The 14146-nt window shown below is 45.8% G+C and carries 16 protein-coding genes and 8 pseudogenes; 16 read left to right on the top strand and 8 right to left on the bottom strand.

Features of this window, described 5'->3' with window-relative positions:
* Positions 1 to 2: 2 nt before the first annotated feature.
* Positions 3 to 761, bottom strand: coding sequence for a cyclase family protein (locus JCM11217_RS06865; protein ID WP_054842455.1), 759 nt, complete (start codon positions 759 to 761; stop codon positions 3 to 5).
* Positions 762 to 984: 223 nt separating this feature from the next.
* On the opposite strand from JCM11217_RS06865, the gene JCM11217_RS14810 reads away from it, so the two are divergent.
* On the top strand, positions 985 to 1467 hold the full coding sequence (locus JCM11217_RS14810) for an alcohol dehydrogenase catalytic domain-containing protein (RefSeq protein WP_243678656.1): 483 nt from the start codon (positions 985 to 987) through the stop codon (positions 1465 to 1467).
* A gap of 41 nt (positions 1468 to 1508) precedes the next feature.
* Positions 1509 to 1992, top strand: a pseudogene (locus tag JCM11217_RS14805) (hypothetical protein).
* Here the strand turns inward: JCM11217_RS14805 and JCM11217_RS06855 are convergent.
* Positions 1987 to 2552 (bottom strand): annotated as a pseudogene (locus tag JCM11217_RS06855) (nucleoside-diphosphate kinase). The pseudogenes JCM11217_RS14805 and JCM11217_RS06855 sit on opposite strands and share 6 nt — an antisense overlap.
* A gap of 86 nt (positions 2553 to 2638) precedes the next feature.
* Between JCM11217_RS06855 and hemL the strand changes: the two are divergent.
* Positions 2639 to 3928 (top strand): annotated as a pseudogene (hemL, locus tag JCM11217_RS06850) (glutamate-1-semialdehyde 2,1-aminomutase).
* Here the strand turns inward: hemL and JCM11217_RS14800 are convergent.
* Positions 3925 to 4290 carry a hypothetical protein gene (locus tag JCM11217_RS14800; RefSeq protein ID WP_243678630.1) on the bottom strand — a complete coding sequence of 122 codons (366 nt, stop codon included), beginning with the start codon at positions 4288 to 4290 and terminating at the stop codon, positions 3925 to 3927. The pseudogene hemL and the gene JCM11217_RS14800 overlap by 4 nt on opposite strands.
* A 182-nt stretch (positions 4291 to 4472) precedes the next feature.
* A complete protein-coding gene (locus tag JCM11217_RS14795) occupies positions 4473 to 5099 on the bottom strand; it encodes a hypothetical protein (RefSeq protein ID WP_243678629.1) in 627 nt (208 codons plus the stop codon).
* Positions 5100 to 5244: 145 nt separating this feature from the next.
* On the opposite strand from JCM11217_RS14795, the gene JCM11217_RS14790 reads away from it, so the two are divergent.
* The 13 genes and pseudogenes from JCM11217_RS14790 to JCM11217_RS06810 all read left to right on the top strand — a co-directional run bounded on the left by JCM11217_RS14790 (position 5245) and on the right by JCM11217_RS06810 (position 10071).
* Positions 5245 to 5436 carry a hypothetical protein gene (locus JCM11217_RS14790; protein WP_243678628.1) on the top strand — a complete coding sequence of 64 codons (192 nt, stop codon included), beginning with the start codon at positions 5245 to 5247 and terminating at the stop codon, positions 5434 to 5436.
* Positions 5403 to 5690: a M20/M25/M40 family metallo-hydrolase gene (locus JCM11217_RS14785; protein WP_243678655.1), complete on the top strand. Its 288-nt coding sequence runs from the start codon at positions 5403 to 5405 to the stop codon at positions 5688 to 5690. The genes JCM11217_RS14790 and JCM11217_RS14785 overlap by 34 nt, the downstream gene beginning before the upstream one ends.
* A 164-nt stretch (positions 5691 to 5854) precedes the next feature.
* Positions 5855 to 6132 (top strand): annotated as a pseudogene (locus JCM11217_RS14780) (peptidase dimerization domain-containing protein); the annotation flags it as partial.
* Positions 6115 to 6498, top strand: coding sequence for a M20/M25/M40 family metallo-hydrolase (locus JCM11217_RS14775; protein WP_243678654.1), 384 nt, complete (start codon positions 6115 to 6117; stop codon positions 6496 to 6498). The pseudogene JCM11217_RS14780 and the gene JCM11217_RS14775, both read left to right, overlap by 18 nt.
* A gap of 50 nt (positions 6499 to 6548) precedes the next feature.
* Positions 6549 to 7334: a THUMP domain-containing protein gene (locus JCM11217_RS06835; protein ID WP_243678627.1), complete on the top strand. Its 786-nt coding sequence runs from the start codon at positions 6549 to 6551 to the stop codon at positions 7332 to 7334.
* Positions 7331 to 7507: a hypothetical protein gene (locus tag JCM11217_RS14770; RefSeq protein ID WP_243678626.1), complete on the top strand. Its 177-nt coding sequence runs from the start codon at positions 7331 to 7333 to the stop codon at positions 7505 to 7507. The genes JCM11217_RS06835 and JCM11217_RS14770 overlap by 4 nt, the downstream gene beginning before the upstream one ends.
* Entirely contained in the window at positions 7504 to 7773 is a 270-nt protein-coding gene (locus JCM11217_RS14765) for a hypothetical protein (RefSeq protein ID WP_243678625.1), read from the top strand. Before JCM11217_RS14770 ends, JCM11217_RS14765 begins: the two co-directional genes overlap by 4 nt.
* Positions 7751 to 8041, top strand: coding sequence for a hypothetical protein (locus JCM11217_RS14760; RefSeq protein WP_243678624.1), 291 nt, complete (start codon positions 7751 to 7753; stop codon positions 8039 to 8041). The genes JCM11217_RS14765 and JCM11217_RS14760 overlap by 23 nt, the downstream gene beginning before the upstream one ends.
* Before the next feature lie 62 nt (positions 8042 to 8103).
* Positions 8104 to 8636: pseudogene (locus JCM11217_RS06825) on the top strand (50S ribosomal protein L15e); the annotation flags it as partial.
* 114 nt (positions 8637 to 8750) lie between these two features.
* A pseudogene (locus tag JCM11217_RS14755) lies at positions 8751 to 8861 on the top strand (exosome protein); the annotation flags it as partial.
* A 47-nt stretch (positions 8862 to 8908) separates the two neighbouring features.
* Positions 8909 to 8979, top strand: a pseudogene (locus JCM11217_RS14750) (exosome protein); the annotation flags it as partial.
* Positions 8980 to 9094: 115 nt separating this feature from the next.
* Entirely contained in the window at positions 9095 to 9691 is a 597-nt protein-coding gene (locus JCM11217_RS06815; RefSeq protein WP_054842454.1) for an RNase P subunit p30 family protein, read from the top strand.
* Complete coding sequence (locus tag JCM11217_RS06810; protein WP_243678623.1) at positions 9688 to 10071, top strand: hypothetical protein; 384 nt, start codon at positions 9688 to 9690, stop codon at positions 10069 to 10071. The genes JCM11217_RS06815 and JCM11217_RS06810 overlap by 4 nt, the downstream gene beginning before the upstream one ends.
* Before the next feature lie 27 nt (positions 10072 to 10098).
* Here JCM11217_RS06810 and JCM11217_RS06805 read toward each other — a convergent pair whose 3' ends face one another.
* The 4 genes and pseudogenes from JCM11217_RS06805 to JCM11217_RS06790 all read right to left on the bottom strand — a co-directional run bounded on the left by JCM11217_RS06805 (position 10099) and on the right by JCM11217_RS06790 (position 14137).
* On the bottom strand, positions 10099 to 10593 hold the full coding sequence (locus tag JCM11217_RS06805) for a flavin reductase family protein (protein WP_054842487.1): 495 nt from the start codon (positions 10591 to 10593) through the stop codon (positions 10099 to 10101).
* Positions 10594 to 10640: 47 nt separating this feature from the next.
* Complete coding sequence (locus tag JCM11217_RS06800; protein WP_243678622.1) at positions 10641 to 11657, bottom strand: ABC transporter ATP-binding protein; 1017 nt, start codon at positions 11655 to 11657, stop codon at positions 10641 to 10643.
* Between the two features lie 74 nt (positions 11658 to 11731).
* Positions 11732 to 12710 (bottom strand): annotated as a pseudogene (locus tag JCM11217_RS06795) (ABC transporter ATP-binding protein).
* Positions 12711 to 12715: 5 nt separating this feature from the next.
* Positions 12716 to 14137: an ABC transporter permease gene (locus JCM11217_RS06790; protein ID WP_054842485.1), complete on the bottom strand. Its 1422-nt coding sequence runs from the start codon at positions 14135 to 14137 to the stop codon at positions 12716 to 12718.
* Positions 14138 to 14146: the final 9 nt, after the last annotated feature.

Here is a 14146-nt window from a genome sequence, read left to right as displayed (position 1 = left end):
AATTACTTAGGCTCACAAAGCAGCGCTAATCGTAATGGTGATCCTTCAGCTCCTCGAATCTTAAGTGGCATGAATATGAATAATCCCTCACCGTCTTTACAGGTATTCAATGCAATGTCCAGGTTAGTAACGCCCTCGATTATGTAGATACCGTTAGATAGTAACTTATAATGTACGTAGGTGACGTCATCCCTAGGCACCCTGGGCGGGTATGGGTAGCCCTCCTTACCTGGCCAACCGGCTATGCTGAGTGCCTCAATACCCACAACCCTAATTCCCTTAGTGACTAGGTAATCTGCCCCCCCTGACCTGTCCAGGTACGGCCAGTTATATAGGAATTCCTCCGTACCCCCCCAGGTCTTTGAGAAGCCTGTGTATAGCATTACTGCGTAATTACGCTGTATCTTATCATCGAACCTCCTCAGGTCATCCGCGGTAATGGCCTCGCCATGCCTCTTATAGCTTAGGTCTAGTATTACGCCGTAAGCCATGAAGTCCGTTAATGGTAATGCCTCCGCGGTCAAGCCATTGGGTACGAAGTGGCGTGGTAAATCTATGTGTGTACCGCTATGAAGCCCCCCCGCGGATATTTTCGATAGTGTTGATTCGCCATAGCTTTTTCCAACCTTAACATACTCATGGTTGAAGGGTGGGTCGCCAGGGTATGTGGGCATTCCGTTGTATAATTCATGGGTCAGGTCTATGAGCACTAGATTCTTGCTCATTAATTGATTGATTAATTCCTTTAACGTCTGCGACATACCGCGCTTATCACATGAGTGAATTAATACGCATTTCCCTAATGACTACATAATCTATATAGTGATTAAAACCCTTAGAACGTTTAAACATGAATTAATGAATATTAATGAATTGAAAACACTACACATATCTGGTTTATTAAGGGGGGGAATATCTCCATGAACCTTGATGAAGGCTGTTACGGTAATTCCATTGGTAAAGGACTCATTAGCATTAAGGGATATGCCAAAGCCATTACCTAAGCGTGGCCAGGTTTTACTAAGTCCAATTGAGGTGGGTGTTTGCGGTACTGATAAGGACATTATTGAGGGCAAGTACGGAGCACCACCACCCGGTGAGGAATACCTAATTCTTGGTCATGAGGCTGTGGCTGAGGTTGTGGAGCTTGGTGATGGTGTGGATAATGTGGGTGTTGGTGACGTAGTCGTACCAACAGTCAGGAGACCCACAACATGCACCCTACCAATAAACGAACTAGACTACTGCCCAAGGGGGGGTACATATGCGGAGCACGGTATATGGTACTTACATGGTTTCGCCGCCGAATTCGCAGTAACCGACTCCCAATACCTAGTTAGGGTTCCTAAGGAGGCGGTGGACGTCGCCGTACTCACGGAACCACTAAGCATCGTTGAGAAGGGTATTGACTTAGCATTAAGGCTTGGTAAGGCTAGGTTTGAGTCCTGGAGCCAAGGAGGGTTCTAATAATGGGTGCGGGGCCCATCGGCATGCTGGCATTAATGGTCATGAGACTCAGAGGTTTCACTGACGTAACCGTAACGGCCACAAGACCCTACGATAGCCTCAAGGCGAAGCTCGTTAGGGAGATAGGCGCGACCTACGTTAATACCAATGTCGATCAAATAAGTGGTGATTTCGACATAGTTATTGAGGCCACGGGATCAACGAGCGCCGCATATGAGGCGCTAAGGCATTTGGGGGGGCTGACGGTGTGGCGGTGCTACTGGGATATACCTGGATAGTAAGAATGTTAACATTGGGCCGTTACTCGATGATTGGAGGAGGAATAAGTTAATAATTGGTGCAACTAATGCGAGCATAAAGGCCTTTGAGATGGGTGTTTCAGACCTTGTCAAGGCTAAGTTTGAGTTCGGTGGCTGGGTTAGAAAGTTAATAACAAAGGAGGTAACACTCGACGAGTATGAGTACGCATATAACTGGGGGGGTCATGAGGATATAAAATCCGTAATTCAAATAAGGAGTTTATGAGTAGTCTACGAATTCGTCCTCACGGAAGAAGAACCTAATCTCCCTCTCGGCCTCTTTGGGGCTGTCGCTGGCATGGACCAGGTTGAATAATGCCCTCTTCTCCAGGTTTGCCAGGTCGGGGGGGCTGTCAACGGAGTAGTCACCCCCCCTTATTGTGCCTGGTGGTGATGAGTACGGCGTTGTTGAGCCTACGATCTTCCTAACAACCTCAACAGCCCTGTTGCCTTCGAGAACCATTACCACTATTGGGCCCATTGACAAGTAATCGGCCAACCAACCCCCCCTAATTATTTTACCAATCTCCACTGGGTCGTCAGTGCCTAGGTCAACCTTTGGGTCTTTCCCAATCTCTGAGTAGGACTTCAGGGACTTACTACCCACTGAGCGTAGCCAATTCTCATCGCTTGGGTAGAACTTGGCGGCCTCCTCCTTACTAAGCCGGATCATCTTCATGGCGATAATCCTCAAGCCAGCCCTCTCGAACCTACTTATGATCTCTCCAATCAACCCCCCCTTTTAACCGCGTCAGGCTTAATTATTACCAGGGTCCTCTCAATCATGTTGTGGATTGACGGCGCTCACGCCCTTTAAAGTTTTATGATTATGAAGATAAAGCTTAATGATATAGCCACTTTTTAAAGTCTTGATGAGTGAGTCCAGTAGGTTGTATGAGGAGGCACAGAGGGTACTAGTTGGTGGTGTTAATAGCCCGGTCAGGGCGGCAATTAAGCCATACCCATTCTTCGTGAGAGAGGGTAAGGGCCCATACCTATTTACAGTGGATGGCCAGCGATTAATAGATTACGTACTTGGCTATGGGCCATTAATCCTCGGCCACGCGCCTGAGCCTGTCGTTAAACGAATCGTGGATTACGTAAGCAAGGGTTGGCTTTATGGAGCACCAACAGAGGTTGAGGTTGTCCTGGCCAAGAAGATAGTGAGTCACTTCCCGAGTATTAAGAAGGTTAGGTTCGTTAATAGTGGCGGTGAGGCTGTGGCCACCGCAATTAGGCTTGCCCGTGGCTACACTAAGCGTAGGAAGATATTGAAGTTTGAGGGGGGGTGTTACCACGGCGCTGTTGACTATGTATTGGTCAAGGCAGGTAGTGCGGCGGCACACTTTGGCGCGCCATCATCTGCCGGCGTCCCTGAGGATGTGGCTAAATTAACGCTTGTGGCTAGGTACAACGACCTTGATAGCGTGGAGAGGATAATGAGGAGTGAGGGTAATGACGTTGCCGCGATAATAGTTGAACCTGTAATGGCTAATTACGGGGGTGATACCACCTAAGGAGGGTTTCCTGAAGGGACTTAGGGAGATTGCGGATAGGTACGGTGCCTTACTCATACTTGATGAGGTGGTTACAGGATATAGGCTTGGCCTTGGTGGTGCCCAGAGGTATTACGGCGTCAATGCGGACATAACCACGCTGGGGAAGATAATTGGTGGCGGATTTCCAGTGGGCGCTGTAGGTGCCCGTGATGAGATAATGGACCTACTGTCACCGAGGGGTTCCGTCTTCAATGCTGGTACGTTTAATGGACACCCAATATCCATGATAGCTGGGTTAGCCACTATAGAGGTTCTTGAGACCACGAATGCGTATGACATAGCCATAAGCGCATCGCGCAAACTGGCGGAGGGGGGGCTTAACGACATACTTAGCAGGTTAGGCATTGACCACGTCGTTAATTGGGTACCAACAATGCTTCAGGTATTCTTCACAAAGGGCGAGGTTATTGATCACGAAACAGCCAGTAAATCGGATACTAAGCTGTACTTAAGGCTCCATGAGGAGTTGCTAAGGCGCGGAGTCTTCATAGCCCCCCCAGTCAATTTGAGGCCGTGTTCACGAGCTCAAGCCATACAGGTGACGTTATAGAGGAGACGCTTAGGCAGGTTGAGGACGCTGCCAAGGCCCTAAGGCAGATTTAATTCTCGTTATTGCCCAGGATACCCATTAAATAACTCTTCAACTTCCTTACAGCGCCCTCATCACCTGCCTCCGCAAGTCTCCTCATGTTCTCCAGGTAATTATGCATGATCTTCTTAATTAACGACCTACTCATGGCATCAATCACAGCTTCCACATCCTCACCACTCCTTAATGCATTCACGGCCTCCCTAACCTCCTCCTTCCTGATCTCCTCAATAAACCTCATAACATCCTTAATGACCTCATCAGCATCACTACGCATGATAAGTCTCATTATTCTCTCGGCCTCATAATCAATTTCCGACAACTCACCCATCACCTTACTCTTACCATTAACGTAATTCAGGTATGGCTCCCTCAAATCCTCAAGTTTAATAACCCTAACATGCCCATCACCCTGGACATTAACGGCACTCGGTGTTGAAACATCAATTATTAACTTTGGTAATGAGTCACTTATAGATACATCGAGATTGATTAATGGTGATTGGACCGATACTGCAGCGATCAGGGCGTTATATTTACCGCTTGTTAATTCACTTGTTAATGAATCAAGCCTAATAGCCTTATTGAGTTACCAAATTCATACCTAAGCTTATCCGTTGTCCTATTTATTACCGTTATATTCCTATAACCATTCCGTAGAAGCTCCCTAACCACGCCCCCCCTTGCAACCTCACCACCGCCAATAACGAGTACACTACTATCCTTATCAACATTCCTCATTACGTAATCCGCCAGGAACTTCACGAATGAGATATCGTAAAGGTTATGCCTACGTCTAAACCCCCCCTCCCCCCCAAACCTAATCGCGGACTCAAACAATACTCTTAACCTTGGTGATGGCTTACCCGCACTATACGCCCTCTTGACCTGGGACAAAATCTCCCTTTCCCCCCCCAGAAACATTGAGTCAAGCCCAGCCACAACCAGCAGCAAGTGCTTAACGGCATCTAAGTCGTAAAGTACCCTAGGCCTTACCCCCCCAGCCTTCACATTAATTAACTCAATTAACTCATCCTCATTCTCATCACCATCCAGGTAAAACTCAACTCTATTGCATGTCTCTAACGCGACTAGTGAGTCGTATAATTTATATAACTTCGTTAATTCATCATTCGTGAAATACGCCTTAGCCAATGTGCTTAAGTCGTAATCCCGGTAAGTCATTACCAATGACTTTATCCTACTCATTCAATAATCATTAAGTATCGAATGTAGACTTATTTTAAGCATTGTTTCAGGTGCTAATGTAAAATAACTATGCTGTGGGCCTAGCATAAAGCTAAATAATTAACACTAAGGATCGGTTATTGTGGAGTCAAGGTTGGACCTGGGCAATGTGCTTAAGTATGTTGATGGGCAAAGGGATTTTGTAATTGAATTGTATAGAGGCTTCATACCAATAAAGGCCCTGGCCCCCCCGAGAATGGTGGCGACGGGGAGTGGGATAGGGCCAATTACCTATTGGGTGTGGTTAGGAGGTACTTTGATGAGGTTAGAGTGATAGAAGCTCCAGATAGCAGGGTTAGTAGGGGGGGTTCAAGGCCGAACATAGTAGCCCTGATAAAAGGGCTTGATAAATCAAGGACCTACTGGGTCATTGCTCACATGGACACTGTACCCGAGGGTGATAGGTCATTATGGAATTACGAACCTTTTAATGCAACAATAATTGGCGACACAATCTATGGTAGGGGGGGCGTTGAGGATAATGGGCAGGGAATCGTCATGGGGGGGATTACGTTGGTAAGGTGCTGAGGGAGCTCGGCATAACTCCACCGGTTAATTACGGCGTAATACTGGCCAGCGATGAGGAGGTCGGTAGTAAGTACGGCATTCAATACATAATCAATAAAGAACCAAATCTAATAAGTAGTAAGGACCTCGTGCTTGTTCCCGATGCGGGTAATGCCGATGGCACAATGATAGAGATCGCAGAGAAGGGAATACTCTGGGTTAAGGTTACCGTTTACGGGAAGCAGGCACATGCATCATTACCTGAACTAGGCCTTAATGCTACAGGCTTGGTAGTGAGTTGACCCTTGAGATAGATAGAAAGTTACATGAGATGTTTAATTATGAGGACCCGTTGTTCATACCGCCCAGGTCGACCTTCGAACCAACGAAGGTAGAGCTAAACGTTGGTAATGTGAATACAATACCTGGTAAACACGTATTCTACATAGATTGTAGAATACTACCTAAGTACGGCATTGATGATGTCCTCAGGGTGATTAAAGACACGGCGAATAAATACTGCAATGCCCACGGTTGTAGGGTTGATGTTGAAATTGTTAGTAGGGAGGATCCCGTACAACCAACAAGTGCGGATGGTGAAATCGTTAGGAGGCTGGCGAAGGCCATTAGAACCGTGAAGGGCTTGGAACCTAAGCTACTTGGTATTGGTGGTGGCACATACGCCCGTTACTTAAGGGCTAGGGGTATACCCGTGGCTGTCTGGATGACGTCTAAGGAAACGGCTCACGCACCCGACGAACACGTTTCTCTTGGCGACGTTATTAGTGATATAAAGACGTTGATCACGTCATTACTCACAGAGCCGTAATAACCAATGCCTTTAAACTCATAAAATTCCACATTAATCAAAGGGTAGAAATGAGGGTTTTAGTAACCTTTGAGCCATACGCGAGGAGTATAAGTCCATATGACTTACTATCTAAGATAAACTGCGGTCAAGTTGTTGAGTGGGGGGGTCGTAATAAATGTGTAATTGACCTAAGCAATTGCAGTTCAAACGCTCTAACACTTCTTAGGGATATCAATTATGTAGCGCATGTATCAATAATTGACCAAGTAATCAACAGAGACCTAAACACGTTATTTACGGCAGCCAGAGAGGTACTCTCAAACCTTATTAGCAATAGGGATGGTACGTTTAAGGTCATTGTTAAGAGGATGGATAAGAAGTACCCAATAACCAGCGTTGAACTTGCAAAGAAGCTTGGTGAGTACTTAGCCCAATTCGCTAAGGCTGACCTGGAGAATCCCGATTACATAATATATGTTGAGGTTAGGGAGGACTCCTTCATTGTGGCCCACTCGACGAGGGACTTATTCCGTAAGAGGAGGGAGGCGATACCAATGGACTGGGTAAATAAAGTGGTTGGTATTGTTGAGGGTCCTAAGGAGGTTTATGAGGCCATGGACCTGATACAGCTTAGTCACGCGCTTGGTATTGAGATTAGGTTAATAACAAACCAGTTGCTCGTTGATAGGGCGTTGAGAGCTTTAAAGCTTAATTCCCTGCCTAGGGTTAGGGTTATGAATGTTGAGGAGGCGTTAAGTGGTGTTGACATACCCATTGTTTTGTCAATGCATGCCAATTATAATGAGAGGAAGTTAATCGAGGTGAGTAGAGAGGCGTTTAGTAGGGGGGGTTGAGGATTGGCTTGATACTTGGTAATGAGTATGAGGATGTTAGTCTAGCCCTGAGGAGTAGGGCTATGTATGAGGTTAGGCTTGGCCCCCCCATGACCGGTCACCCTATGAGGACCACCATAGCGTTAGCTTATGCCATTAGTGTTATATACACAACGTGGTTAATGAATCAATGATGCTCCCAGAGGTTAATGTGGGGGGGCGTGGCAGGTTTAAGGCGTTACCTAGTAAGTACGCGTTACTATTTATTGCCTGGCACTCAAGAGGATCCTCAATAACCCTCTACAGGCTATTGTTAATGACCTACTTGGCATCGCATGTTGTTAGGTACGTATTTGAGAATCCACCAATTATTAGTAGGTCGGTTCTGAAGGACTTAAGCGAATTGATTAATGAGGGCTTGGTTGAGTTGGGGGACCGTGAATGGGAGGACCGTTGTTAAGGTTACTGATAGGGGTAGGCGATTAATTGGTGAGTTGTATGGTATGGGTAATGAGTATGTTTTATTTGGTGATTACCTAATAGTTAGGTTGAGGGATTTATTTAATGAGTTGGCTAGGCTTATTAATGCATATCAGGACATGGATACTGCCGTGCTTCTTTCAATAGCGCTTAGAGAGGTGTCGCTCAAGGAAAGTGGAGTTGAAAGTAATGTATTGAGGGACTTGGCCTTTGACTTGAGGAGACCTTGTGAAAACGCGCTTGGCTAGCATAATGTTTTTAATACCCACTCACAGCCAGGTCTTGATGGCGAGGGGGGGACTTTACCACTATTTGGCTGAGGCGTGGGCTGGGGGGGGCTAGGGATAGCTGGATTTGGGATGTGGTAATGAAGCAGAGGTTGATAGAGTGGCGTAGGGAGCCATCCATCGTTAGGGTTGAGAAGCCAACTAGGATTAACAAGGCTAGGCAGTATGGTTATAAGGCTAAGCAGGGGGGGATAATAGTCGTTAGGGTTAGGCTTAGGAGGGGGGGTCCATTTAACAGGAGGAGACCTAATAGTGGGAGGAGACCGAAGAGGATGGGCGTCTATGGAATAACAACCAGTAAGAGCTTCAATTAATCGCTGAGGAAAGGGCTGCCAGGAAGCACCCGAATATGGAGGTTCTTGGTTCATACTGGGTTGGTGAGGATGGAACGTACGTGTGGTATGAGGTGATACTCGTGGATCCAAGCCACCCAGCCATCAGGAGTGATCCAGACTTTGCCTGGCTTGTTGGTAAGGAGGATAGAGAGGGGGGGCGTAGAAGGAGAAGGTTGAGGGAGAGGCAGAGAAGGTTAATTGAGAGGTTAAGGAAGAGGCTGAGCAGTCTCAATCTCAGCAGTCGTGAATCCCTACTTTTTATGGCCATTAGTCAATTAGATCTTGAGGTTAATATACACGCGACTGAGGATCTGGATAAAGCCATTACTCATCTAATGAAGTTATTAACTGATAAAGCGCCAATAGTGATTGAGGTGCTTTATGGACATTATGGCAATCCAATATATAGGATTCAATCAACTATTAAGGATAAGGACCTGGCTATGAGTATTATTAAGTCCATATGCTCGTCGCTGGTGAATAAGGATTACCTATTAAGGACCTTGAGAGTAGGGTTGATGATTCTGGTAATGTCTTCCTTAGGCTTGATAAGCAGGAGTTTGTGATGAGCCGTATCGTGCTTAGTGATGGGGGGGATGATGTGATTAGGGTTAGGGTCAGGGTTACTGGTGTTGATGCCGTGCAGTTTATTAATGAGGTTTGTAAGTGAGCATTTATAATGTTTGTGGAGCTACACCTTAGCTCTACGGATAGGAAGTTGATTAGGCTTCTCAAGGCACTTGGTTATGGCATAGCGGCGCTGGTGGTTGGTGGTAATGATGTTGAGGAGATACCCACCTTTAGGAAGCTCGTAATTACGCAGAGGAGTGCCTGGAAGATTAGGATGTATAGGAGCTTTGACTTGGTGTCTGTGATTCCATGGAGTAGGTTCGTACTTAATAAGTTAATAAGTGATGATCGGGTTGATGTAATAACGATTAACGAGGTTAATAGGAGCATCCTACCATCTAAGGATCAGGCCAGGGTTATGGCTAGGGAGGGTAAGGCATTGGAGTTAGTGATAAACCCAATAGTGAACGATGGCGAGAGTGGACTTGCATTTCTGAGAGATGTCATTAATGAGTATTCAACGATCGATGGCCTTAGGATAATAGTGTCGCAGGGTATAGGCAGGGTATCCGATGTTAGGAATCCTAGGGATGTCATGAAATTAATAGAGGTATTAACAAACGTTAATGCCAAGCCCCCCCTGATTAGTGATAACCCATATGAGGTAATTGCTGATGCATTATACAGGAGAGGTATCTGCCTATGAGGTACGTGATAATAGATGTTTACCCGAGGGAACTCATTGACAGTGTAATTTCCGAGTTAAATAATTGGTTCCGGGTCTTCGCGGGCAGGGATGCCATTGGCTTTGAGTTGAGGATAATAGCGAAATACGATGGTAAGGGCAGGCTGGTTATTCAAGTACCTAATAACCTGCTTAAGTACCTAAGGTCGGCAGTAATAATGGTTGGTAGGGGAAGTGATGCTGCGGTCATTACTGTTAAGGTGACGGGTACGATGAGGAAGGCCCTGGCGATAGCAGCTCAGTGCCCTATTTATTTAATGAATTTCTTGAGCAATGATCAGCTCGTCGTGAGATCCTCACGGCTCAGTTTTGATACCCATCATCACCCGCGATATGTGTAATTCCCGGCTTAAATTGCTTTATAACATTCACTGTAGCGGTGTTGCCTGCCTAATGCTGTAATAACCCCTATTATAGTATATCAATGGCAATTTACTACTCATTACCTGGGCATCAACAACCTCCCCAATAAATATTGTGTGGTCACCACCTGGATACTTAGCAACCACTTTACAATCGAGATAGGCAATTGCACCCTCAATTATCGGCGAGCCGGTCTTTGCAGTCCTAATTCTCAACCCCCTAAACCTCTCCTCCCTTGGCGCAGTGGCGAATTTAATGGCTAGGTCCTTCATATCATCAGGTAGTATGTTAACGGCATAAACATTTGACTTATCAATGGCTTCATGACTAGCTAACCTCTTATCAATTGCTATAAGTACTAATGGTGGATCGAGTGATAATGACGTGAAGGAGTTAACTGTTAATCCGTAATACTCATTGTTATACACCGTGGTCACTATCGTGACGCCGGTCGGGTAATTCCTCATTACCGCCTTAAGCAATTCTCCTGATATGGACATTACGGCATTAAGTATGTTGATATTAAAATGCTTTGTGCCTCTAGTCATTACCTTTTGACGTAGAGCCAGCACTTAACGAATACGCCAGGCCTCGCCTCAACAACTGGTGGCTCCTGCTTCTTGCAAATATCCATTGCAAACGGACATCTCGGGTGGAATCTGCAACCACTTGGTGGATTAACTAGGTTAGGTGGTTCGCCGGGAGCTACCTTCCTCTCCCTCAGCCTATTACTTGGGTCCGGGTCCGGTATTGCCTCAATAAGTGATTGAGCATAGGGATGAAGTGGATTCTTAACTACATCCCTGAATGGGCCATACTCAGCGAATTGACCTGCATACATTATTAGTATGTAATCACTGAAGTACTTCGCAGTTGATATGTCGTGAGTTATGTACATGAATGCCATCTTATGCCTCTGTTGAATATCCTTAAGTATTGTCAGTATCTCAACCCTTATTGAAGCATCGAGCATTGAGACAGGCTCATCAGCAACTATGAAGTCAGGATTAGTTATTATGGCCCTAGCGATCGCAATTCTCTGTCTCTGCCCACCACTGAGCATGTGTGGGTACTTATTGATGAAGTCCTCAGGTGGCGTTAACTTAACCTCCTCGAGAGCCCTGTATATTCTTTCTTCCCTCTCCTCCCTGGCTACTCCCTGTACCATGAGTGGTTCCTCGAGTATGAAGTGGATACTGTGGAATGGATTGAGGCTTGAGTATGGGTCTTGGAACACCATGCTAACCCTCCTTCTAAATCCTATCCTTTTCAACTCCTCCTCCTTCATGTGCGTTATATCATTACCATCAAAGTAAATCTCGCCAGATATGGGTTCGAGGAGCCTAATGAGTGTCCTGCCCAGCGTTGTCTTACCACTACCAGACTCACCAACGATAGCTAATGTAATGCCTCTATCAATGCTTAGGCTAATATCATCAACAGCCTTAACGTATCTCGGCTTTGCAAATAAGCCTGGCTTTATTGTATAGTATGTCCTTAATCTATGGGCAACGACAAGACTATCTTTCCTAACCCATGGCGTATCCTCAAATACCTCAGGCATATAGCGATTATGCCTTTCAGGGATTGTTTAAAAATCTAACCTATATTTGCATTTATAATTTATTTGCGTATAAATTATTTATATAACCAACAGGCCACGAGATGCTTCCTACTGGCCTTACCCTCGAGTTCTATCATTGGTGGCTCCTTAGCATCACAAAGACCCTTTAGATAATCCCTATCCCTATAGAATGGGCATCTTGGGTGAAATCTACAGCCAGGTGGTGGGTTTATTAGACTCGGCACCTCACCAGGTATGAACGATAAGGTCTTATCAACCCTTAGCGTTGGCACGCTAGATATTAATCCCTGGGTGTACGGGTGGCTCGGGTTTCCATAAATATCCTCTGCACCGCCGATTTCCACAATCTTACCGGCATACATTATGGCGACTGAGTCTGCGAGCTCGCTCGCTAATGCTAGGTCATGAGTTATGAATATGTATGATAGCTTGTACTCCCACTTAAGCTTCTTAAGTAGGTTCATTATGTTCGCCTGTGTTATTACGTCAAGGGCTGACGTTGGTTCGTCGAGAATGACTATTTTGGGATGGGCCATTATTGCCATGGCTATTATGACCCTCTGCTTCATACCACCACTGAGTTGGTGCGGATATCTGTTCACGGTGTCCCTGGGTAACCCAACGGATTCCAGCGCATCCATAGCCATCTTCAACGCTTCATCCCTGTTAGTTCCCTGTAGCAGCAGTGTTCAATCATTTGATCGCCAATTCTTATTACTGGGTTTAGGGCATTCATTGATGCTTGAGGTACCATGGCAATTTTCTTCCACCTAATCTCCCTCCTAAACTCCTCCTCAGGTATGTGGAGAACCTCCTTACCGTCAAGGTAAACATCACCATCAACAAGTGACACATTCCTCTCCCAAACCCTAACGAGTAACTTAGCTAGTGTTGACTTACCACTGCCGGACTCGCCCACGACGCTAAGGTCTCCCCCTCATTTAGCTCAAAAGACACATTATCAACGGCCTTAACAATGCCCTTAGTAGTCGTGTAGTAAAGCCTTGCGTTTCTAACCTCGAGCAATGCCATACTCATCACCCATACCTAAGCCTTGGATTGACTACGGGTTCCGAGGCCATCGCAGTTAATATAAATACTACTGCCACGAAAGCAACGAGCAAACCTGGCGGTATAACCCACCACCAGTAACCAGATGTTAATGCACCGAATTCATCGGCGTAGTACAGGAGCATACCCCCCCACGTTGGATACTCAGAGCCTGCTAGGCCGAGGAAGTTTATGGATGCCAGAGTCAGTATTGCGCCAGGTACGTTCGTGACGAGTAGATACAGTATGTACGGAATTATCTGGGGTAATATGTGGTTCCTCAATATCCACATCCTGCTCGCCCCCCCTGCAATCACTGCTGATTCTATGTATTGGGCGCTCCTTATTTGCATTATCATTGCCCTAATAATCCTAGCCGATGCACCCCAGGACACAATTGCTAGGAACACAACGGCATCCCAAATACTCCAGCCGAACAGGACTGAGAAGACGATTAGCAATGGGAAGGCTGGCAATAATATCACGAAGTCCGTAAGTCTCATTAAGGACTCATCAACAAGCCCTCCATAAAATCCGGCCACGATGCCGATTACCACAGCTATAACCACTATTATTAATGCAGAGAGGAGACCAACCGCAAGGTCTATTGGGAAGCCCGCAAGTAGGCCGAGCCATAGGTCATGACCCTCATTATCAGTACCCATCAAGCCGTAGATCTGTCCCTGAAGCACTATTTCAAGGTCCTCCTTATTAATTACTGTTGAGTTTTGTGAAAATACGTAAAACACCATGACGAACTTATATGGTCCCTTCAACGGCACTAACTTACCATCATTAACGGTATAGAATAGATACGGCGTTGCAGATTGCCCAGTAGGTACAACACTGCTTATGTGGTATTCCTCACTATAGAATAGGTTGACTTGACTCACAACCTCTGGAGTCACACCGAGCGTCGTCACCCTCGTGTTAATAGGTAATGGGCCAAGTGTTATCTTGCTACCGTCAGGCCTATAAACTGTTATTGACACCACAGGAGGTTGAGACATGCTATATATGGCTGGGTTATTTACTACAATGAATAACTCATTCCATGGCTTATCATACTCATAATCAACGCTGAACGTGACTGTAATATAGGTAATTCCACTCTGTTGCTGGACTGTGAATGTGTAATCATGAACGTAAATCTGCGGTGAATATACAGGACCTATTATTGAGTCAATCCAGGCAGGCGGCGCATACTGCGGGTTTAACTGCCAATACTTTGGGTTATTCCATATCTTCGCGAAATTTGGCGGCAATACTATGAGTGCGTATATTGATACTACAATCAGGATTATGAATAATGCGGCAGCCACCTTACCGGTACTTGATGAGAAGAACTCCCTAACGATTTCACCAGGTGTCATTCCAAGAATCCTAAACTCACGCTGCTTTTTGGCCATGCCTATCAC

The sequence above is a fragment of the Vulcanisaeta distributa JCM 11217 genome (assembly GCF_001316005.1).
Lineage (GTDB): Archaea > Thermoproteota > Thermoprotei > Thermoproteales > Thermocladiaceae > Vulcanisaeta > Vulcanisaeta distributa_B.
The sequence above is the reverse complement of the archived record's forward strand: the minus strand, read 5'-3'. Positions and strand labels throughout refer to the sequence as shown.